The organism is Caldicellulosiruptor sp. DIB 104C, from assembly GCF_028198085.1.
Taxonomy (GTDB): domain Bacteria; phylum Bacillota; class Thermoanaerobacteria; order Caldicellulosiruptorales; family Caldicellulosiruptoraceae; genus Caldicellulosiruptor; species Caldicellulosiruptor saccharolyticus.
Map to the genome: position 1 here is coordinate 1,040,481 of NZ_CP116337.1, position 21,765 is coordinate 1,062,245.

Consider the following 21,765-nt stretch of genomic DNA (forward strand, 5'->3'; position numbering starts at 1 on the left):
CATAAAATGGATTGGAGTCAAACATTGAACTTACCAAAGACCGAGTTTCCGATGAGGGCAAATCTTGCACAACGTGAACCTGAGTTTTTGAAATTTTGGGAAGAAAAAGAGATATTCAAAAAAATACTAAAGAAAAATAAAGGTGTAAAGAAATTCATACTTCATGACGGACCACCTTATGCAAACGGGGATATTCATTTGGGACATGCTCTCAACAAGGTGTTAAAAGACATTGTGAACAAGTACAAAGCACTACAAGGATACTATACACCTTATATACCCGGTTGGGATACTCACGGGCTTCCAATTGAGCAGCAGGTTATAAAAAAGCTTGGGGTTAATAGACACGAAGTCGATGTTGTTGAATTTAGGAAGAAGTGTAAGGGATTTGCATTAAGTTACATTGACATTCAAAGAAATCAGTTCAAACGCTTAGGTGTGTTTGGCGAGTGGGAAAATCCTTACATGACATTAGACCCCAAGTTTGAGGCAAGGCAGATTCGTGTTTTTGGCGAGATGGCTAAAAAAGGGTATATCTATAAAGGACTAAAACCTGTCTATTGGTGTCCGTCATGTGAGACTGCTTTGGCCGAGGCAGAGATAGAGTATCAAGAAGACAAGACATATTCAATCTATGTAAAATTTGAGGTAATAGATGATAAGGGATTGTTTGCTAACTTGAATTTATCTGGCAAAAAGGTTTACATTGTAATTTGGACAACCACAACGTGGACCCTTCCAGGCAATTTAGCAATTGCACTAAACGCCGATTTTGATTACAGCTTGGTTGACGTTGGGAATGAAATCTTAATTGTGGCATCTGAGCTTGTAGAAAGAGTAATGAAGACAAATAAAATTGACCAATATCATGAGATTGCAAGGTTTAAAGGCAAGGATTTAGAATACGTAAAATGCAAACATCCTTTTTTGGATAGAACCTCTTTAGTAATTTTAGGTGAGCATGTTACTTTGGAAGCAGGAACTGGCTGTGTTCACACAGCACCTGGTCATGGTGAAGAGGACTTTGAGGTCTGTCAAAGATATAATATTCCTGTAATTGTTCCGGTTGACAATAAAGGATATTTGACAAAAGAAGCTGGCAAGTTTGCAGGGCTTTTTTATGAAGACTCAAACAAAGAAATTGCAAAGGAGTTAGAAGCTTCAGGTCATCTTTTAGGTGTTGAAAAGATAACTCACCAGTATCCTCACTGCTGGAGATGTAAAAATCCTGTTATATTCAGAGCAACCGAGCAGTGGTTTGCATCTGTTAAAGGGTTTAGAGAAGAGGCACTGAAGGCGGTTGATGATGTCAAATGGGTGCCAGAGTGGGGAAGAGATAGAATTTACAATATGATTGCAGACAGGCAAGACTGGTGTATCTCAAGACAGAGAATCTGGGGTGTGCCAATTCCAATCTTCTATTGCAAAAATTGCAGGAAAGAGTTAATAACTGATGAGACAATTGACTATATAGCAAAGATATTTGAGAAAGAAGGCTCTGATGCATGGTTTTCTAAGGATGTAAAAGAGCTTTTGCCAGAAGGTACAAAGTGCCCTGTTTGTGGATGCATGGAGTTTGAAAAAGAGACTGACATTATGGATGTGTGGTTTGACTCAGGATCTTCTCATGCTTATGTCTTAGAGAGCAGAGAAGATTTAGAGTGGCCATGTGATATGTATTTGGAAGGAAACGACCAGTACAGAGGATGGTTCCAATCATCGCTTTTGACAGCTGTGGCAACAAAGGGAAGAGCACCATATAGAATTGTTCTGACACATGGGTTTGTTGTTGACGGCGAAGGGAAGAAAATGTCAAAGTCAGAAGGTAATGTAATATCGCCGTTTGATATTATCAATGAGTTTGGTGCAGATATCTTAAGGCTTTGGTGCGTGTCGGCTGACTACACAACAGATATGAGAATTTCAAAGGATATTATAAAACAGCTAACAGAAATTTATAGAAAGATAAGAAACACAGCAAGATTCTTGCTTGGCAATCTTTATGACTTTAATCCAAAGACAGATAAGGTAGGATGTGAAAACCTGAAAGAAATTGACAAGTGGGCATTACAAAGGCTATATAAGTTGATTGAAAAGGTGACAAAAGCTTACGAAGAATATGATTATAATCAGGTATATCATCTTGTTCATAACTTCTGTGTAATTGACATGAGTAATTTGTATCTTGACATAAACAAAGATAGACTTTATGCATCAAAAAGTGAAAGCCTTGACAGAAGATCTGCACAGACAGTCATGTACGAAATACTGGTTGCCCTCACAAAACTTATTGCACCAATTTTGTCTTTCACAGCAGAGGAGATTTGGCAAAATATTATTTTTAAAGAAGAAGACGCTGAATCAGTATTTTTGACAAGCTGGCCAAAGGTCGACGAAAGCATATTAAAAGATGAAACCTTGAAAGAAAAGTGGAACAAAATAATTGAAATAAAGGACATTGTTGCAAAACAGCTTGAGATTGCAAGAAATGAAAAGCTTATTGGAAGTTCTTTAGACAGCAAAGTAAAGATTTTTGCAAAAGGTGATGTAAAAAGATTCATAGAAGAAAACAAAGACATTATCCAGGAAGTGCTGATTGTTTCTCAGCTTGAGGTTGAAGAAGGCGATAGCGACCAGATTAAAGTAGAAGTTTACAAGGCTGATGGCTTAAAGTGTGAACGATGTTGGAAATTCGATACAATGGTTGGAAAGAACGAAGAAAATTTAAATGTATGTCCGAGATGCTATGAGGTTGTAAAAGTTAAATAACATAAAAAAGATAAAGCCGGTATTATAAGAAGTGCCGGCTTGTCTTTTATTTTATAAAATTTACAAAAAGGATGGGTAGGATGGAAGATAGGATTTACTTAAATTTGAAAAGGGAAGAAAAGAACATTCCTATTGTTTTTGTTGAGGAAGTTGAAAAAATTGGAGAACATATTGCATATTTTAACTACTCAAATCTTGTAATATTTACTGACAAGATGGTCTACAGACTCTACAAAGGTTTTATTGATAGCCTTAAACCTACTTACCTTTACCTTTTTGATGAAGGTGAGGAGTCAAAGTCAATAGAGTCTTACCTGAAAGCCATTGATTATCTTTTGGATAGCAATGTAGACAGAAGAGCATTGTTTGTTGCAATTGGTGGAGGGGTTGTTGGTGATGTAGTAGGGTTTGTAGCATCTACATATAAACGTGGTGTGAGGCTCATTCACGTTCCAACAACTCTTCTTTCAATGGTTGATAGTAGTATTGGTGGTAAAACTGGAATTAATTATAAATCCTATAAGAACCAGATTGGAACATTTTATCAACCTGAGATGATAATAATTTGCCCTCAGTTTTTAGGAACACTTCCAAAAAGCGAAGTTTTATCTGGAATTGGTGAAATAATGAAATATGGTTTTACCTTAGATAAAAGTATTTTGGATATGAAAGGTAGATTTGAAAAAGATGTTTTTGAGATTTTTCAAGATAAAATACTTGCTATGCAGTTGATAAAGAAATCTATTAACTGTAAAGTTAAAGTTGTTGAAAAGGATGAAAAGGAATCACTTTTGAGAGAAGTTCTGAATTTTGGCCATACTGTAGGCCATGCATTAGAGACGTATTACAATTACTATTTTTCTCATGGGATATTTGTTATTTTGGGAATGATTGCTGAGATGATACTTTCGAATATGATATTTAATTTTGATTTGTCAAACGTAGATCTTTTAATAAGAATTTTTGAGAAGAATAGTATAAAACTTCCTCAAAGATTTGAGAAGAGCCAAATTATCTCAATTATGAAATATGACAAGAAGAATATAAATGCTTCTATAAGAATGGTTTTATTAAAAGATGTATGTGATTATGTTTTAGGTTACGAAATTAATGAAGATATTTTATATGAGGCACTTGATAGGTTCGAAAAAATTGTTTTATCTTAAAATGCCTCAGTCTGACATAGTCAAGAAGAAGCTCCCTTGTCTTGGCTATATAGCTTACAAATTATAAAAAACAAATGCCAAGAAAAGGGAGCTTCTTTATGTGTTAATTCTGATTTCTGCATCGTTATAGATTGTCAAATATGAATCATATTTCTCTTATGACTCTGCGTCAAAAGTTTTAAAAAACTTTTCAAAAACCTCTTTTCAAGTTGGTTTTTACGATTGTAATATATAAAACTAATCAAAATTGTATAAGGGGGGTGTCTATGTAACTTTTTAGACACCCCCTGTAACTTATTACTTGATGAGCAAACTTAATGAAATTTCTTCTGGTACCACTTTGTGACTAACAAGTGCTATATTTTTATCATTCCATGTAGGCTCAAATTTATACATTTTTTTGTCTTTAATACTGTATACCACAACGTTATACTTTACTTTATTATTTTTAACTTCTTTTTCGCTGAAAATAAGATAGTTATTGCCAAAAAATTTAACTGAATCGTATTGTACCACACTATTTGTAGAATGTAACTTAAATAATGTTTCAAATGAACTTTTATTTCTATTTAATTTCATAACTCTTATTAAATTTTTTTCAGGATATGATGCTTCTTTTATGGATTGTATATCCGTTATAAATGCAGATATTCCATTTTTGGTGCTATATCAAAATGTTATCTTGGCGGATATAATAAATTATTGATAGTAGGATAAGAAGTTGTATCTACTACTTTTAAATTATTTTTATCAAACCATACAATATTGTATGGAGAGATAGGGAAATAAAGGACTTTTTCATTGTTTTTATTATATTCTTTGAATTTACTCTCTTGAATCCAGGTGATAAAAATAAGTCAATTATTAATTTCAGATGGTACAAATTGAATCGTGTTAATTTGTGAATTCTTAGGAACAACAATAAGACTTTTAGTGTCAATTTCTTTTGTTATTTTTTTAGTTTTGATATTCCATTTTTGGATACTAAGCTTACCGTTAGGTTTATGGGGAACATTATAAAGTTAATAAAAGTTCATTATTCAGCCAATGTATAAAAAATTGCTCACTAAAATCTTTTGTGAGCCAATATTCTTTTTTTTGTTTTGAGATCAACAATTAAAATATTCTGTGAATCTCTTTCTCTGTTCCACGTTGAAATTGCTATATATTTACCATCGGGTGAAATAGCTGCTTCAGGATTGGGTCCTCTTCCACCTTTCCAAACAAGATACAAAGTAGGTCTTCTACCTTGTAATAGTTCTTGTATATCCCCATCAAATATTGCATTTTGGTTTACTCCAAAAGAAGATTTTAACCATGTGGAAGAAAGAATTATATTATTATTTCTGTTCGTGCAATCAACATGAATGTTGATGTTTGTCATAAAAAAACATACTAATACAATTAAGCTTACTATTAGTTTATTCTTCATTATTATCCCTCTGATTATTTAGTTAAAAAATTGCTTAACCTGAAGCCATGTTCGTCCATTTTGACATCATCAGGTTCATCCAAAAGAGGTTCATTTTGTAAACATTCAATATAGAGTTCCTTTTCTTTCAGTAATTCAATCGACCAATCAGGTAAATGAATAACTTCACCACCATAATCATCATAAATTATTTCAATCAGTAAATTGCCGCTTTTATCATATGATACCCATTTTTTGGTTTTACCATTTTTGTCGATACAAATTTCTTCATAGCCACCATTTGAAAAATAATTTTTTCTTATCTTCTCTCCATTTTGAGATGGAATAACTTCCGTTTTTAAAATTATTATATCACTTTTGTTGTTCCCTGATGTGCTTTCAGCAGCTACGAAATTCAAGTTGTACAGAATAGAAGATAACGCTAAAAATAAAGTTAATAATGCGATTTTCATAAGTTTGCGATAATTAATTTTTCTAATTTGCATTACAAATCAACTCCTTTCTTAGATTAAGAAATTTGAAAAATTATAATTGCCTATCACAATTTTAAATATCAGCTCTTAAACATTTTCGACTCACCTCTTGAGTGGTTTATTTATTTTATTATTATACTACGCATGTAAAAATACTCCAATTATAGTAAGATCAGACAAAAAAATAGGCACATTCTCCCATTTTTGGAAAAATATCATACTATAAGTTCTAATAACTAATTTTCGGCATAGAAGAATAGAAAGACATGTTTAGGCTTGAATTTTTTTGTATAAAAATCTCCAAAAAACTTTTCAAAAACCTCTTTACAAATTGGTTTTTACTATTGTAAAATATATATGTAATTACAATTGTAAAAGAGAGTAATGTAAAAATGAAAAAGGATTTATTAAAGCCATCAAAAGCAGAGTTAGAGGTGAGATTAAAAAAAAACATTAAATGGGAGTGAAGAAAGGTTTATCAATAAAAATTGTTTTAATAAGGAAGAGAAATTAAAATTAATAAGAATGGTAAACATGTTTAGCATAAATAACTATGTTTTTAAAATATATAAGCTTGTTGAATAAAACAGATTAACAGAAAAGACAATAAATAGATATATATAAAAAGCCATCCTCCTTGAGGTAAAATATAGTAAGGGAAGACTAAAAACACCTAACTAAGGAGGATGGTAATGACTAATTTTATTAAAAAACAAAAACAAAAATTTTTAAATATACTTATGACAATTGAGAAAGTAATAAAAGCCCTGGTATTAAAAATAAAAAGCAGCAGGAGAGGAAGACCGAAGAAATTTAAGCTAAGCCATATAATAGCTTGTTTTGTTTACAAAGTCAAAAACAAGATAAAAACTTCAGGGAATTAGAATACAGGATAAATGAAGATGAAGAATTTAAAAAGGTTATAGGGATAGAGAAGAGCCCTGATCATTTATATTTTTCGAAATGGGCAAAAGTAATTGAAGAAGAATATATAGAAGGAATAGCAAGAATTTTAGCATGAAGAATAGTTCCGCAGACAAAAGTTTGTGCTATAGATTTACACACCTTTGAGAAGCTCGAGGGGTGACAAAGAGGCAGAAATAGGAGTATGTGTTAGTTTAGGTTTTTACAATGGGTATAAATTACATGTGTTACCAACAATTGAAGACGAAGTTATACCTATAGTATGGTGGTTGACACTTGCAAATATCCATGACAGAAAAGTAATAGAACTTTTGTATGAAGCAAAGATATTTGGCTTGATGTGATATTGGCAGATGCAGGTTATGATTGTGCGAAATGGTTTGAGGTGGCAGATAGACTTGAGATAAAGTTTGTAGCAGCGGTAAATAAGAGAAATAGTAAGGATTTCAGTAATATAAAAAATATTTCGAGGATAAAAAATATGGAATTTTTAAGAAGTGAAGAAGGGAAAAGGTTATATAAGCAAAGGACAAAAATTGAAAGATTATTTGGGAAGTTAAAAGGAGAGTACAATTTAGAACAAGTAAGGTTAAGAGGTTTTAGAACATATAAGAAGCATGTAGACTGGATAATGATTACTTATTTGATAGAGGTCTATACTCAAAAAATTGAAAACTGTAAATTTTCTTTTTAATACACGTGGAATAATTCATAGTTCTATATAGTAACATTAATGGTATAATTATTTATTCAATAACTTAAACTTTGTATATTTAAAATAAACCATTCATCATGGTAAATAATTATTCAGAAATTAATTGCCAACTTTCTATTCTAGAATTACCATTTTATTATTTTTTATGCATATATTTTTAACTTTGTGGAGAAAATTAACACTGATTTACAATGTTCTCTTTTTTATCTGGTTTTTAACTGCTTCTGTAGAAGCAGTTAATATTTTATCTTCAATTTCAGAAACATTTCTTTTGTAGTTAGGAATTATCTTTGGTTCAAATTCACCTTCTCTGTCTCTTGGAATATTAATTTCCATCTCTCCAAATCTTATTTTTACAGTCTTATGAGTATTTCTGTTTCGAGAATTAGTAGTTTATTTGTTTTTAACATCATATTTCTCATAACATAGAGTTTCTTTAACCTCTGCTTCTAAAAAACTCTGAAGTACATCCTTAAACAAATCTTTTAAACTTTCGTAAATATCACTTACACTCTGAATATTGTTTTTTCTTATAAACTCTAAGAGCTGCTCTTTTGTTAAAACATTTTCCATAACAAAAGACCTCCCTCTTGGATATTTTTGTTTATATTCTGGTTCTTACCAAGAAGGAGGTCCTTATACTTTACATAGTCTCAAATATTTAAATTTTGTCGAAAATGAAAAATTAATTTTTAATAACATCATAATTCACTAAGTTACCATTAACTTCGAACAAACGCTTAACTGTTTTACCTTCCAGTTTATAAATTGTACAACCCTCAGATGTCAAAAAAGAGTTTTTATCAAGAAAATAAACTTCTCCATTTACATAAATAGGCCAGTATGCATTCAAATCTTTTGAAATTTCCTCTATAAACTCTAAATTTCCTCTCTTAAAATCAAGAAAAACCAATTTCGCTCTAAAAGGTTCTTTGATAGTAGAATAATCGCCAAATCCTTTATACTGTGGTTCACCCTGCGAGAAAATAAACTTATCTTCGGAAGTAAAACAACCCGGTGGATTACATAGCCCTGTATTTTTCGTAAACTCTGTTATTTTCCCTGTTAACACGTCTGCAACTGAAACCCAAATACATGCTGGATCAGCAGGAGTTGTAGTGCTGATAGCAACATATCTGCTATCCCTGCTCCATGCAATAGAGTAAATGATTCTATATACATTATTGATTGGCAAATCTCCAAATCTTTCGGAAAGCAATTTTTTCTTGATATTTTTATTTAAATCAATCACAACCAATGATGTAGCAAGTTCATTTTCTTTATTATCGTTCTCTCCACAAGCTATATATCTTCCATCTGGTGATAGAACAGGCCAGCAAAATGACCCCTTTGCAACTTGTTTTAATATAAAACTGTTATTCGCAGAAGACTCTTTATTTTTTGAAGCAGGTTGAGACTTTAGAAGATACAGCCCTTTTTGAGTTGCAATAACAAACACATTTCTTTCTTTATTTACACTAATATATTCTATTTCCTCTGGCATTTGCTTACAATAAACCTCTTTTTTGGATTTATAATCCACTAAAATTAGCTTTTTCAGATTTGCACTACAATATGCTACCTGTTCTATTCCCCATGCAAAAAAACGAGTTGGGAAATAACCCCATTCTGAAGTCATTTTATAGTCTATTTTAATTCTGAAAAGTAAATCTTCTCTACCACTACTATGCCTGATTTTGCCATAAAATAAAGCAAAAAAGTTACCATTTTCAGTTTTATCAAAACGCTCTACATAGCCTACTTTTTCTGAAATATTCCCTATTAGATGACTTATAATAGCATAATAAATTATTCCTGCTATTATTAATGTTATAAGTATACTTAAAGGTAAACTCTTATAGATATTTTTTATTTTTAAAACATTTAGTTTCATATTACACATTCTATCCCCTTTTAAAACAACTATTCTAATATCAGTAAATAAATACTATCCAGCTGTATTTCTGGATAGTCCTATTAAAAATATAACTATCTAACAGTCATTAATGTTCTTTATTATTGATTATCAATCAGTTACATACTTATAGCGCCATGGCTCATACTTATTGTTAACTAAATTAGTATAAGTATGCCCTCGACAGATTACTCGGTCATACCCACCCGTAGTGCTTTCATATACCACATATTCATTATTAGCATTTCTTGTGTAATACAACATTACATGGTTACTTGTTAAGAGAATATCTCCTTGTTTTAATAAAGAATAATCTCCTACATTGCCCAATGAAATTGACACACTTTTTAACTGTGTTGTACTGTGATGACTAGCTAGTCCCCAACACCTACTTACAAATCCTGAGCAATCAACTCCTGCTGTTCCTCCTACATAACCATGCTGAGGAGATGTATCAACATTTCCAGCTGCATATCCCTGACTAATCTCACTATCAAAACCAGTCAAAGAGCTAAAACCACCCCAACAATAAGGAACTTGGTAATAGGATGTGTTATATGATTTTATAAAACAAGGTCTTTTCCACTAATTTGGATTTGCTACTTTTGAACCATCATAGTTCTCCTTATTACAATACCACTGATGCCACTGATAATTTTGAGCCGTTGAAATTATTTGAGATCTGCTTATGCTGCTATTTGTAATAGAAGAAAAATATTTTTCTACCGATTTTTCAGATTGAACTACTGTATCATTTGGAATATTTTCATTTTTGTATTTTTCTGTATTTTTAATAAATTCTTCAGAAGATTGCCAAGAAGTAACCGTAAGTACATCTACACTCTTTTCAGAAGGTACCAGTACATAGACATTTCCTTCATCAATTACAATAGGCCGTTGAGGAATAATATAATAAATATCAAGAGGAATTTGAACAGCTCTTTCAATTTTACCACTTTCACTGTCAAATCCAACTATCGAAATTCCATCTTTGTTTTCCAATTTCCAATATACTATATTTCCACTCATTCCAATATAGCGGTTAGTTCCTTGCTCAAATCCTGAAGGAAATTCAAAACGTATAATTTTTCCTGTTAATGTAGAAATCTGCCCTCCTATTACTTTTCCATTTTCCCAATTAAGCTTCCATACAATTTTATCATAAGACATATTATTTTTTTTCTCTTCTGCAATCGTAAGAGTTTTTGTGCCATTAGAATCTGGTATAAAGTTATTTATTTTCTTATCTTTTAATATCACTGTTTTAATTCCTCTTTCATCTGAAATTACGACATATGGTCCATCTTCACTAACTCCAAAATCAGATAATGGCTCCAAATAAACTTGTCTTTCTAAGGATTTGACTTCGACTTGACCATTCAATATTGTAATCAAACTGTTTAACCCAGCATCAAATAAATATATCTTCCCTACCTTATCAACTGCCATATTGTAAATCCAATAATTCTCTGGGAAAAATATTTTATCAATTAAGTTTCCATTGGTTTTACTGTATATTAAAACCCTATGATGAACATTGTCAAGTACATATACTTTGTCTCCTTTGACATCAAAGGCATTTGGACCTTCGGGACCACTTCGCCCAGCTGAACCCGTGTATTCGATTCCCTCTTCAGATACAGGAATACTTACAATTTTCTTGAAGTTGGAAAGCTTAAAGTCTTCTTTAACTTCTTTACTATCAGTTGCACTGGTTTTGATAGTTAAAAAAGATAAAGAAGAGAATAAAATCAAACTACAGATTATCAAACACGCTATCATTTTCTTATAATTTTTCATCACAGATTCACTCCTTCCTTGATATATCTCTAAATTTTAACAATAATAGAAAGATCCTTATCACGTTGAGTAATTTTGCCTTTGTATTACTATTGTTGCTATTTTGTTTTGCTTTATATTAGAGTCATTTTAAATCTACTTTTACTAATTTCCTAACATTTCTGACTCACCTCTTGAATAGTTTTTTATTTATTATTATAATACCACGCATGTAGCAACACTACAATTGTAAGATTAAACGAAAAAATAAGCACATTTTCTCAATTTTTTGGTAAAATATCATACTATAAGTTCTAATAACTAATTTTCAGCATAGAAGAATAGAAAGACATGTTTAGGCTTGAATTTTTTTGTATAAAAATCTCCAAAAAACTTTTCAAAAACCTCTTTACAAATTGGTTTTTACTATTGTAAAATATATATGTAATTACAATTGTAAAAGGAGAGTGAAGCAAATGAACAAGGATTTATTAATGCCATCAGAAGCTGAGTTAGAGGTTATGAAGGTTTTGTGGGAAGAAGGAAAGGCACTCAGCGCGCCAGAGATAGTGCAAAGATTAAAAGAAAAACACATCAAATGGGAAAAATCAACCATATACACCTTGATTGACAGGCTGGCAAAGAAAAAGGCAATAAAGCAAGAGAAAAAGGATAAGCTTTACTATTACAGTCCATCAATTAGCAAAGAAGAATACGCAAAGATAGAAACAGCAAGGATATTGAATAAGCTATTTAACGGTTCTGTAAAAGATTTAATAGTAGCTTTAGTTGAAAGTGGAAACTTAAAAAAAGAAGAGCTTGATGAGATTAAGAAGTTATTAGGAAAAGAGGAGTAGAGACAAGATGAATATAGAAGTTATCTTCAAGTGGGTTTTATCAATGACATTAGGTGGGAGCGCAGCTATCTTTGTATTTGCTATTTTAGGTAAAATTTTTAAAGAGTATTTGAGTGCAAGAGCAAGGTATTATATTTGGATAATAGTGCTCTTTTGTTTTATGGTTCCATGGTATGTATTACTTAGTAAGAAATCAGGCAGAGTGCTAAATCAGAGTGTTACATTAGATAACAATAGTTATATAACCTCAAAACTCAGTAACAACAGCGCATTGAACTTACAACTAATAGAAAATACAGCACAAGGTGGGGCTTTAACTGCCCTGCCTTATAAAAATATTAGTTATTTTAACCCTGAAAAATTTGTAGAATTTACTGGTTATGTCTGGCTTGTAGGTGCCATAGTATTTTTTGCATGGTTTTTGATAAGGTATATTTGGTTTAAAGTGATAGTTATAAGAAGTTCACGAAAATGTTCAAATGAATATTGCAGGAGAATGATTGAAAGGTATTGCAATCTAAGAAAAATTCCCAAAAAGATAAAGATATTAGAAAGTGATATTATACAAACACCTATGTTAATCGGAATAATTACTCCGATCCTAGTAATACCTACAAAGGACATAGTAAGAGAAGATTTAAGATTAATCATAAGACATGAACTTGTGCACTTCAAGAGAAAAGATGTACTAATTAAATGGTTAAGCAAATTGATAAATGCACTTCATTGGTTTAACCCCTTGGTATATTTTGCAGTTTTAAAGCTAAATAGAGAATGTGAATATTCATGTGACGAAGAAGTAATAAGAAAGCTTAAGAATGATGGCAAAAGAAGGTATGCAGAGGTACTTTATAACACACTTTTGGTGAGTATAGGCAGTGGAGCCGGCGCGGCATTTGGTCTGGTAGGTAGAAAAGAAAGCATTGTTGAGAGATTTAGGTTTATTATGAGTTTGGAGGCAAGGAAAATGAGCAAAGGTGCAAAGGTGTTTGTTGTGGTGTTAGTATCAACAACAATATTCTTAAGTGCATTTGTTCAAATATGGGCAAAAGATATTTTGAGTTTTGATAGCGATGAGATAGAGGCAATCAAATCAACTATAGAAGGATTTTATGAAACACAGTACAAAGCTTATCTTCAAATGGAGTATATAGATATAACACCGTACTTGGATATGTCAAAGATACAGAATCATAATAAAGTTGTTGCATTAAAAATGTTAGTATTCAGAAGAAAATATATAGACGAAAAAAAGTACTGTTATGTTGAGAAGAGACATTTTCCATATGAACTTCATTATAAGAACATAGAGCTTGATGGCAACAAAGCCAAGGTAGTTATTGACTTAGAGATAAAACTAAAAGAAGCATATCCACCGTTTATTTCATATGGAGAAAATATTTTTGAATTAGAAAAGCAGGATGGGACATGGAAATTAATAAAGCATATCTATGACAAATGGGCCTTAATGCATTATGAATTCTCTACTGACCAAAAATTACCAGAATCTGATTATGAGCAGATAAAAAAGCAAATAGATAGGGAGTTTAGAATTGAATAATAACTTACATGATGATATTTAAAAATGGAGGCGAAAAGTTATGTCGTACATTCTTATTTTCAATAGTTCCTGATTAAACAGAAAATAATAGTTTCAAAAAATTTATTATTTAATTTAATCTGAAAATCATATAGAACTAAAAGAAGGGGGATATTTTAAATGAGAAAAATTGTATTGATTTTATTATGCTTCATTCTAATAATGCCAAATTCCATTGCCTATGCAAACTTATATTTTTTAAAAAACTCTGAAGAAGATAACATAAAAAACATTATCGAATCTTTTTACAATACTCAGTACGATGCATATTTACAAATGGAATATAAGGATATAACACCTTACCTTGATATGACTAAAATACAAAAATCAAAACAAAGTAATAGCTCTGAAAAATTTAACAGCAAGAAGAAAGTATATTTATCAAAAAGGTTACTGTTACATCGAAAAGAGACGATTTCCATTAGAGTTCAATTACAAAGCTATTGATATAAACGGTAATCAAGCAAACATCATATTAGAAATAAAATTAGATGCACAGAATGCATATCCACCTTTTATTTGTGGTGGCGAAAATATATTTAAGTTAATAAAAATGGAAGATGGCTGGAAAATTACAGAACATGATTATGAAGATCTAAGTTTCTATGAAATTTCAAAAGAAAAATTAATAAGAGAATTTCAACCGAAAGAATTAGCTGAAATGATTGATCAAGAATTTTCTCCTGATTTGAAAAAAGAATATAAAAACTTCAGTGATGTTGAATTGAAAAACAATGTTGGAATTCTCAGTTTGCCAGCAGTAAATCATTATTATAGTACATCAAGGGCTGTTGAATATGCAAACAAATACGTATATAACCGTAATACCAAGTTTTATGATGCAACCTCTGGAGGAGGAGATTGCACAAACTTTGCATCTCAAGTTTTATGGTATGGATTTGGAGCAAATGATACTATGAACGATATATTAAACAAAGTGATGATGGTTCCTGGTTCATATGAAGAAGGATGGTATGCTGGTCCTGGTGGAGGCTCAAAAAATTGGGAGAGTGTTGAAGCTTTCTGGACTTATATGACAAGCTTTAAGTCCATTGATACACCTGGACCACGCGTTGTTGTAGTAGACAGTGTAAATTCATTAGATAATGGAGGAATAATGCAAATTGATTTTTCTAATGACGGAAGATTTGAGCATACAGTAATTCTTGTAGATAAAACTACCTTGAAATTTGCTCAGCATACACCAAATACCTATCGTTATTATCAAGAGTACACAGGTGCAAAAAGATATTTTAATCCGTATTATTTTAGAGAAATAGAATAGAATGTAATAGATACAATCTTATTTCCCACTATCTTCAAAGATTGCACACCTTCAGAATAGAAATTTGATTATGAATATTTTCCACTGTTTATTAATGTTTTTCTGAAGGTGTGCTTTTATTAAGAAATTAAGAAATTATAAAATGGGAGGCGAATACATTGAAGATAAAAAAAGTTATTCCATATATTTTATTATTCACACTAATGATGCTAAATATAAGCGGGTGCACAAGAAAGGGTTTTACAAAAAAAGAAGATGAATACCATAAAGCTCAAAAAATAGCTGTTTCAGCATTGTCAGATGCTTTTTATATGGTTAAAAATAAGAATTTTAATGTACTTAAATATAAAAAACATGATAATTGGTATCTATTTTTATTTTATATGACTACCGATAATGCACCCCAATATTTATTATGTTTGGTTGAAAACAATAAAGCGTTATGGTATGCACCTGCTGATCCAGCAATGAGTATGGGATTTGGAGTAAATCGGGTCAAATACAAAGGTAAAAGCATTTATTTTTGCAACCTAAATACTTCCACTTGGATACCATCAACAGGTGCACGAAAACCTACTAATTACACTAAAATGATATTTGAATTTGAAAATGGGACAAAACTAATAGAAAATGTAAAAGGTGATAAAGGATATATTGTTATCGTAGACGGTTATAAAAAGATGAAAGACTTAATCTTATATAACGCAAAAGGAGAAATAGTAAATAGATACGAAGATATAGGTTATGACTGTTATGAGTGTAAGGTAGTTGGGTTTAAATCGAAATAACTCTTACTTTTTGATTAATTACCAAAGTTTAAAGTATATTCAAGGATGCTTTTTAAAGTTTGTTTCATGTTTAAAAAAATCAAACTAAAAGATTATATATGAGGTTTTATATATACAGCTTTACAAATTAAATGATCTGAAAAATATTTTAAAACTTCTTTACAAGTCAATTTTACAGATGTATAATATAGGTGTAACTACAAATATAAAATAATATCGGTTATCTTAATAAATATGAGTAAAAAAATATTCTTACCATTAGGAATTAAAGTTGAAGGCTTTGAAAATTTTGATTGTTTCAAATAACATAGGCTTTAACCTTCTTGAGCGCTTAAGAGGGTGTGCAAATAAAAATAAAGGAGGGCATTTACTATGAAAAATTTCAAAAAAATAATAACTTATTTGACAGTTTGCAGTCTGGTTCTATTATCGATTTTATCCTTTTCAACTGTCAAAAGCAAAGCACTTGGAAGTGGAGAAGAAAAAGACAAACTATGGTTTTCAAGCTTTGAAAAAGTTGTTAGTATTCCAGTGTCTGAAAAAGGGATTGAATATGTTTCAGATATGACTGGAACAGGGGGACCAGATGCTTTTGATGTGAAAGGTGATAAAGTGTATATTGTTGATAATGCGCATCACAGAGTTTTAATTTACAACAGGATTTCCGGTGAATATATTGAAGAAGTTAAACTTCCTGAAAGTATAATATGGGTGTCGAATATATCAGTTGATGAGAAAGGAAATTTATATTTATTGGGTGGAAGTTATTATGGAAACTGTCTTGTAACGATAACAAGTGGCAAAATTAGAATTAGTAGCTTGCCAGATACTCAGCAAAGAGGTAGTTGTATAACAATTTCAGGTTTTGGTTCTGACGAAAATGGACCATATGTTGTATATGCAGATTTGAAAGAAACAAGAACATTGAAATTTGGGAATGGAACAGACAAGACAAATAACTTGGATGCAGGTAAACCAAAGAGTGCTACAGTTGTTGAAGAGAAAAAAGGCTCTTTAGCACGTGATAAAGCTATATGGAAACTAAATATTCAAGGTATGAAACGTTTAGGTGGTCAGGTTATAACACCAGATGGAGAGGTTGTGACTGTTGCTTTTCCTTCACAGTATCAATTAGGAACAAATGGTTACATGGGAACAATTGGCAACATAGTATATTGGAAATTAGAAGATGGCAAAAGCTATGCGATTGTAGGTTATGATAAAAAAACTGGGGAGATAGATAGAGCCATTAAAATACCTTTAGATGTTTACAATGTTATTCCTAAAAAAGGCTTTCTAATAGAAGGCAATGATGTTTATGTTTTGATACCATCTCAAGAAAATGTCTATGTACTTAAAGTAACTTATTGGCAGTCAGCTGATGAATTTATAAAAGAATTAGGAATGAATTCAGTATGATTTCGACAATGAAATTCTACAAAAATATGTAATTAAGAATATAAATACAAATGCACCCGGTTATATATAGGTTATTGTTGGAGGAAAATTCATGAAAGAAAAATTAAATATGTGTGGTAATAAAAGGGTAAAGTTTCATATCTTTGTATATGTCTCTATATGCTTAATAATTATAAGCATGATTTTCTTTGTTATAAATGCTCTATTAAGAAATGCTTCAGAACAGATAGGATATATTGAAAGGTTTGATAAAACCGAAAATGGAGACTTTTTTGCTTTATTCTATGGAAAAATATGGTATAATAGTGGTAAAGAGGATTTGAACTTCAAAGTCAAAATGAGCCGCAATGAAATAAAAGGTTTAGATTATTTTCCTGTACGCTTATTTGCATGGGGAAAAAATCAGGTAGCTTATTGTGGTGAGGATTTGAAAGAGTTAATTTTAGTTGATTACAAAACTAAAAAAGAAGTTTATCGAAACCGAATGCCAGAAATGATAAAATATATCAGTGCTAATAAACAAACAGGTGAGTTTGTTATTGCCACTGAAAAAAGACTGTATCTTTTGAAATCAGAGTATGTTCCAAAAAACAAAATATATACTTTTTCACTAAAACAAGTTGCAAGAGGTTCATTTTGCTGGCCAGTTCTTTCACCAAACGGAAAGTATATTGCCTGTGGTGAGATGGATAATAAAGAAAATGATGCTGCTACCTCGCTGGTTTTGATTGATTTAAATAAAAATATTAAGAAGAAGTTACTTTCCGAAAGATTTGGAGATTTACCAATCAATAATGTATATAGAATTATTTACTCTATTGCATGGAGCACGGATAGCAGATATATTGCAATCAGTACTTCAACTCCTGCTGATCCATCATATATTTGGGTTTCAGTTGCTGACGTATTAACAGGGAATGTAACAGAGTTTACGAAAAATACAGGGCTGTGCTCTCCGCCTGTAAATTCTTTTTCAGAAGATAAATTTATTTTCTCACAGGGAAGTCCTGGATATAAAGAATTTGGTGACTATTCAAATATTAGAGACCCTTTTAGAGCAAAATTAGTGCTATTAAATATTAAAAATGGAAGTTTAGAATATATTAGCGAAATTCCAAAAAATATAAATACCTACTGGCCTGTTGTTGGTTTAAATGGAATATACTTTACTGATAAAGGCGGATACTTTTCAAGTGGAGAAGGGTGTTCAATTTACAAGCTAAAAAGCAAAAGAGTAGTTCAGTTATTTAAAGTTAAGGGAAATTTGGTGGGTTATGATACTGTTCGAATATATTAGAGCTGACAAACAACAATCACCAAATTTCCTCTTTAAAATAAGTTTTAAATAAGTCAGATAAAATCAATTTTAAATTCAATGTATGGTAAGATTATATGGAAAGTTGGCTATCATAGACAAAGATTTATAATCACAAGTACAAAAAAGTGGTGATTCAGTGCAAAAATTCTAAGTTTCTTGTTTGTTTTTTGAGTGTAATTATAATGAGAAAAAGTTGAGTCTTTATAATTGTGTAAAAAGGGATTGAGCCACCAGACTACAGCAAAAAACCATCTATTATAGTAAAAATAGAATTTGTGTCCATATTATATTTTATAGGGACTGTTTATCAGTTATTGCTTGAAAAATCGCTTATGATCCATTTGTTTTTAATTTTCTCAACCAAGAGAACCATTTTTTTAATATCACCATAAGGGTCAGCTGGATTTATGGTGTAAGAGTCTGTGAAACAGTACACAAAATAAAAATATCCTTTTTTGTTCCAAATAACGGTTTTCTTGGGGTCAGCAGGTTCTACCTTATAGTAACAGGTATAAGTATCTTGTGTAGGTTTGGAAAAGAGTATTTTTAGGACTTTCTCAGATACAAATGAATATATATCTTTGTTTGAAGCAAGGCCAAGGATGCTTTTGTGATTGGCTTCATTTAGCACAGCTTTAATAATTTTATAATGTACTTGCCTTTCTGCTTTTACTTTACTTATGTTGCTGTCCACAGTTGAGTTGTTTATATTCTTTTCTTCAACAACGGGTAAAACTGAGATGATATCTGCTATAAATTTCTTCTTGTTTTTCATAATATGAATTCTCTCGGAGCTATTGTCTTCTGGCTTATGCTTATTTAAGATTGTGTCAGCCTTAATGTGAGAGATTTTTAAACTAATACTTAATAATACCAATGATCCAATGAGAATTAAAGAAAATATTACCATTGAATTACGAAATATTTTTTGCATTTGGTTAATCCCCCTTAATTTTACTTTATATTACTTCCTCGAAAACTTAGTTTATAAATATTATACTACATATGTAGATGAAATGCAATTGTAAGCAAAAAAGCAAGAACATTATTTCAAGTGCTAATTCTTTATAACTACAAAAAATAAACGGGGTACTCAATTCTTACAATACCCCGTTTTTTGACAGACTACTTTTCTTTAAGTTTTAAAATACCCTCCTCAAACGGTGGAAAAACAACACCTTTTTCTGTAACTATAGCAGTAATGTTCTCAGCCGGTGTTACATCAAATGCAGGATTAAAAACCTTCGATTCATCCGGGACAATCTTTTTACCATTGAAAAATCTTATTTCATCTTCGCTTCTCTCTTCAATAGGAATTTCTGAGCCTGATTTTATGTTAAAATCAATGGTTGATACTGGTGCTGCAATGTAAAATGGAATGCCATGGTGTTTTGCCAAAACAGAAAGAGAGTAAGTTCCAATCTTGTTTGCCGTATCTCCATTTAAAGCAATTCTGTCTGCACCCACAATAACGCAATCAATTTTTCCAAGTTTCATAAGATAACCTGCCATATTATCACAAATAACTGTGTTAGGAATACCGTCTTCAGAAAGTTCAAATGCTGTGAGCCTTGCCCCCTGCAAATACGGCCGTGTCTCATCTACATAAACATGAATATTCTTGCCGGTAAAGTGAGCTTCACGTATAACACCAAGTGCAGTTCCATACCCACCTGTTGCTAAAGCTCCTGCATTGCAGTGAGTAAGGATATTTGCACCCTCTTTTATAAGTGTATTTCCATGTTCACCAATCTTTTTATTGATACTTTTGTCTTCATCTTCTATTTTCCTTGCCTCTTGTAGCAGCAAACTATAAATTTGGCTTTGAGAAAGATTTCTTGCCTCTTCAAAAATCTTTTTCATCCTCTCAAGTGCCCAGAAAAGATTTACAGCTGTTGGTCTTGAGCTTGCGAGATAGCTTATGACCTCATAAATTTTAGTGGACTCCATATTCTTTTCAATTATCTCCTTAAAACCCAATACAACTCCATATGCAGCAACAATTCCAATAAGCGGTGCTCCTCTTATAATCATATCCTTTATTGCTATATATACATCCTGGTACGTACTGCAAACAAAATATTCTTTTTCAAAAGGCAGCTTTCTCTGGTCAAGCACAATGAGCTTATCATTTTCAAACTCAAAGTGTTTCATCTTCCTTCTTACTCCTCACAAACATAATCTACATCAATTTTTTCAATCATTCTGTATATAAGCTTTTTTACTTTGTCATTATTTTCTCTAAAAACTCTATAAACTTCTTCTTCAGTTACTGGTTTTATATCATCTCTTCCTTCAAGTCCAGCGTCATAGTCTGTGATAAGGGATATATTCACATAGCAGATACCAAGCTCTTTTGCAAGTACTACTTCTGGATACTGTGTCATGTTGATAACATCCCAGCCCATGCTTGAAAACCATCTACTCTCAGCAGTTGTGGAAAATCTCGGACCTTGTATTACAACAACTGTCCCCTTTTCATGCACAGTAATTCCAAGTTCTTTTGCAGACTCAATTGCAATTTTTCTCAAATATTCACAGTACGGCTTTGCAGCAGATATGTGCCTTACTTCAGGACCTTCAAAGAATGTGTCTTTCCTTCCCCATGTCCTATCAACAAACTGGTCACATACAACAAAGTCGCCAGGTTTTATCTCAGGCTTTAAGCTTCCTGACGCTGTTGGTCCAATTATCTTTTTGACCCCAAGCATCTTCATTGCCCAAATGTTTGCTCTGTACGGAATCAAGTGAGGAGGATATTGATGTTTTTTGCCATGACGGGGCAGAAAAGCTACTTTTTTGCCTGCAATCTCAACCAAAGAGATTTTGTCGCTTGGTTTTCCGTATGGTGTTTCAAGCTCTATCTCTTCAACATTGTCTTCCAAAGAATAAAAACCAGAACCGCCAAAGACCCCTATATCAGCCCTGTATTCCATTTCGTCTTACCTCCAAGAATAAAAACTTTTGCATTTCAAAAAAATTATATAAATAAAATGTGCAAAAATCAACAAAATAATTTATTGAGAAGGTGAGATGATGTCAAGAGACGAATTTGAGGAGAAATTAAATGATTTTATCTTAAAACTTGAAAGGATGAATTTTAGCTACTATATAGAATATTTGAAAAACCCGAAGAAAATAATTTTTACAAACTTTTTATCTGGTGCTGCACGGGGATTTGGAACAGCTTTTGGCTTTTCTATTTTGGGTGCTCTTCTTTTATATATACTTAACGCTATCGTAAAGTACAACCTTCCGGTAATAGGCCGGTATATTGCTGAAATATTGAAATTTGTAAAGTTTTATATGCATTAGATAACTTTAG

General features: G+C 31.5%; 19 protein-coding genes and 2 pseudogenes. 11 read left to right on the forward strand and 10 right to left on the reverse strand.

Annotated features, from left to right (window positions below):
* Nucleotides 1-6 precede the first annotated feature (6 nt).
* Together ileS and aroB are read left to right on the forward strand one after the other, a co-directional pair.
* Nucleotides 7-2,769 carry an isoleucine--tRNA ligase gene (gene ileS / locus PGC14_RS05175; RefSeq protein ID WP_271629705.1) on the forward strand — a complete coding sequence of 921 codons (2,763 nt, stop codon included), beginning with the start codon at nucleotides 7-9 and terminating at the stop codon, nucleotides 2,767-2,769.
* Nucleotides 2,770-2,849: 80 nt separating this feature from the next.
* Entirely contained in the window at nucleotides 2,850-3,935 is a 1,086-nt protein-coding gene (aroB, locus tag PGC14_RS05180; protein WP_039767765.1) for a 3-dehydroquinate synthase, read from the forward strand.
* A gap of 297 nt (nucleotides 3,936-4,232) precedes the next feature.
* Here aroB and PGC14_RS05185 read toward each other — a convergent pair whose 3' ends face one another.
* From PGC14_RS05185 to PGC14_RS05195, 3 genes are all read right to left on the reverse strand, one after another.
* A complete protein-coding gene (locus PGC14_RS05185) occupies nucleotides 4,233-4,514 on the reverse strand; it encodes a hypothetical protein (protein WP_039767767.1) in 282 nt (93 codons plus the stop codon).
* A gap of 487 nt (nucleotides 4,515-5,001) precedes the next feature.
* The gene (locus PGC14_RS05190; protein WP_271629706.1) at nucleotides 5,002-5,367 is read right to left on the reverse strand and encodes a hypothetical protein; all 366 of its coding nucleotides are present in this window, start codon (nucleotides 5,365-5,367) and stop codon (nucleotides 5,002-5,004) included.
* Between the two features lie 14 nt (nucleotides 5,368-5,381).
* Nucleotides 5,382-5,852, reverse strand: a complete 471-nt coding sequence (locus PGC14_RS05195) for a hypothetical protein (RefSeq protein WP_271629707.1) — start codon at nucleotides 5,850-5,852, stop codon at nucleotides 5,382-5,384.
* Between the two features lie 680 nt (nucleotides 5,853-6,532).
* Here PGC14_RS05195 and PGC14_RS05200 point away from each other — a divergent pair.
* Nucleotides 6,533-7,458 (forward strand): annotated as a pseudogene (locus PGC14_RS05200) (transposase).
* A 222-nt stretch (nucleotides 7,459-7,680) separates the two neighbouring features.
* Here the strand turns inward: PGC14_RS05200 and PGC14_RS05205 are convergent.
* The 4 genes and pseudogenes from PGC14_RS05205 to PGC14_RS05220 form a co-directional block, all read right to left on the reverse strand.
* Nucleotides 7,681-8,052, reverse strand: a pseudogene (locus PGC14_RS05205) (transposase); the annotation flags it as partial.
* A 112-nt stretch (nucleotides 8,053-8,164) separates the two neighbouring features.
* Nucleotides 8,165-9,373, reverse strand: coding sequence for a hypothetical protein (locus PGC14_RS05210; RefSeq protein WP_271629708.1), 1,209 nt, complete (start codon nucleotides 9,371-9,373; stop codon nucleotides 8,165-8,167).
* A gap of 132 nt (nucleotides 9,374-9,505) precedes the next feature.
* A complete protein-coding gene (locus PGC14_RS05215; protein WP_051109281.1) occupies nucleotides 9,506-9,901 on the reverse strand; it encodes a hypothetical protein in 396 nt (131 codons plus the stop codon).
* A 78-nt stretch (nucleotides 9,902-9,979) separates the two neighbouring features.
* The gene (locus tag PGC14_RS05220) at nucleotides 9,980-11,194 is read right to left on the reverse strand and encodes a YncE family protein (RefSeq protein WP_271629709.1); all 1,215 of its coding nucleotides are present in this window, start codon (nucleotides 11,192-11,194) and stop codon (nucleotides 9,980-9,982) included.
* A 455-nt stretch (nucleotides 11,195-11,649) separates the two neighbouring features.
* On the opposite strand from PGC14_RS05220, the gene PGC14_RS05225 reads away from it, so the two are divergent.
* The 7 genes from PGC14_RS05225 to PGC14_RS05255 all read left to right on the forward strand — a co-directional run bounded on the left by PGC14_RS05225 (nucleotide 11,650) and on the right by PGC14_RS05255 (nucleotide 18,419).
* Nucleotides 11,650-12,030, forward strand: a complete 381-nt coding sequence (locus PGC14_RS05225; RefSeq protein ID WP_039764009.1) for a BlaI/MecI/CopY family transcriptional regulator — start codon at nucleotides 11,650-11,652, stop codon at nucleotides 12,028-12,030.
* Between the two features lie 7 nt (nucleotides 12,031-12,037).
* On the forward strand, nucleotides 12,038-13,591 hold the full coding sequence (locus PGC14_RS05230; RefSeq protein ID WP_271629710.1) for a M56 family metallopeptidase: 1,554 nt from the start codon (nucleotides 12,038-12,040) through the stop codon (nucleotides 13,589-13,591).
* 159 nt (nucleotides 13,592-13,750) lie between these two features.
* The gene (locus PGC14_RS05235) at nucleotides 13,751-14,077 is read left to right on the forward strand and encodes a hypothetical protein (RefSeq protein ID WP_271629711.1); all 327 of its coding nucleotides are present in this window, start codon (nucleotides 13,751-13,753) and stop codon (nucleotides 14,075-14,077) included.
* A gap of 106 nt (nucleotides 14,078-14,183) precedes the next feature.
* Nucleotides 14,184-14,915 carry an amidase domain-containing protein gene (locus tag PGC14_RS05240; RefSeq protein WP_271629712.1) on the forward strand — a complete coding sequence of 244 codons (732 nt, stop codon included), beginning with the start codon at nucleotides 14,184-14,186 and terminating at the stop codon, nucleotides 14,913-14,915.
* Nucleotides 14,916-15,073: 158 nt separating this feature from the next.
* Nucleotides 15,074-15,703: a hypothetical protein gene (locus PGC14_RS05245; protein ID WP_271629713.1), complete on the forward strand. Its 630-nt coding sequence runs from the start codon at nucleotides 15,074-15,076 to the stop codon at nucleotides 15,701-15,703.
* Between the two features lie 372 nt (nucleotides 15,704-16,075).
* Entirely contained in the window at nucleotides 16,076-17,122 is a 1,047-nt protein-coding gene (locus tag PGC14_RS05250; protein WP_271629714.1) for a hypothetical protein, read from the forward strand.
* Between the two features lie 91 nt (nucleotides 17,123-17,213).
* Nucleotides 17,214-18,419 carry a hypothetical protein gene (locus PGC14_RS05255; protein ID WP_271629715.1) on the forward strand — a complete coding sequence of 402 codons (1,206 nt, stop codon included), beginning with the start codon at nucleotides 17,214-17,216 and terminating at the stop codon, nucleotides 18,417-18,419.
* 328 nt (nucleotides 18,420-18,747) lie between these two features.
* Here PGC14_RS05255 and PGC14_RS05260 read toward each other — a convergent pair whose 3' ends face one another.
* From PGC14_RS05260 to PGC14_RS05270, 3 genes are all read right to left on the reverse strand, one after another.
* On the reverse strand, nucleotides 18,748-19,374 hold the full coding sequence (locus PGC14_RS05260) for a hypothetical protein (protein WP_271629716.1): 627 nt from the start codon (nucleotides 19,372-19,374) through the stop codon (nucleotides 18,748-18,750).
* Between the two features lie 191 nt (nucleotides 19,375-19,565).
* Nucleotides 19,566-20,594, reverse strand: coding sequence for an S-methyl-5-thioribose-1-phosphate isomerase (mtnA, locus tag PGC14_RS05265; RefSeq protein WP_271629717.1), 1,029 nt, complete (start codon nucleotides 20,592-20,594; stop codon nucleotides 19,566-19,568).
* A gap of 8 nt (nucleotides 20,595-20,602) precedes the next feature.
* Nucleotides 20,603-21,376: an S-methyl-5'-thioadenosine phosphorylase gene (locus tag PGC14_RS05270; protein WP_271629718.1), complete on the reverse strand. Its 774-nt coding sequence runs from the start codon at nucleotides 21,374-21,376 to the stop codon at nucleotides 20,603-20,605.
* Nucleotides 21,377-21,476: 100 nt separating this feature from the next.
* Between PGC14_RS05270 and PGC14_RS05275 the strand changes: the two genes are divergently transcribed.
* Nucleotides 21,477-21,755 (forward strand): DUF5665 domain-containing protein, encoded by a 279-nt coding sequence (locus tag PGC14_RS05275; RefSeq protein ID WP_015907832.1) that lies wholly within the window; start codon nucleotides 21,477-21,479, stop codon nucleotides 21,753-21,755.
* The last annotated feature ends 10 nt before the right edge of the window (nucleotides 21,756-21,765 follow it).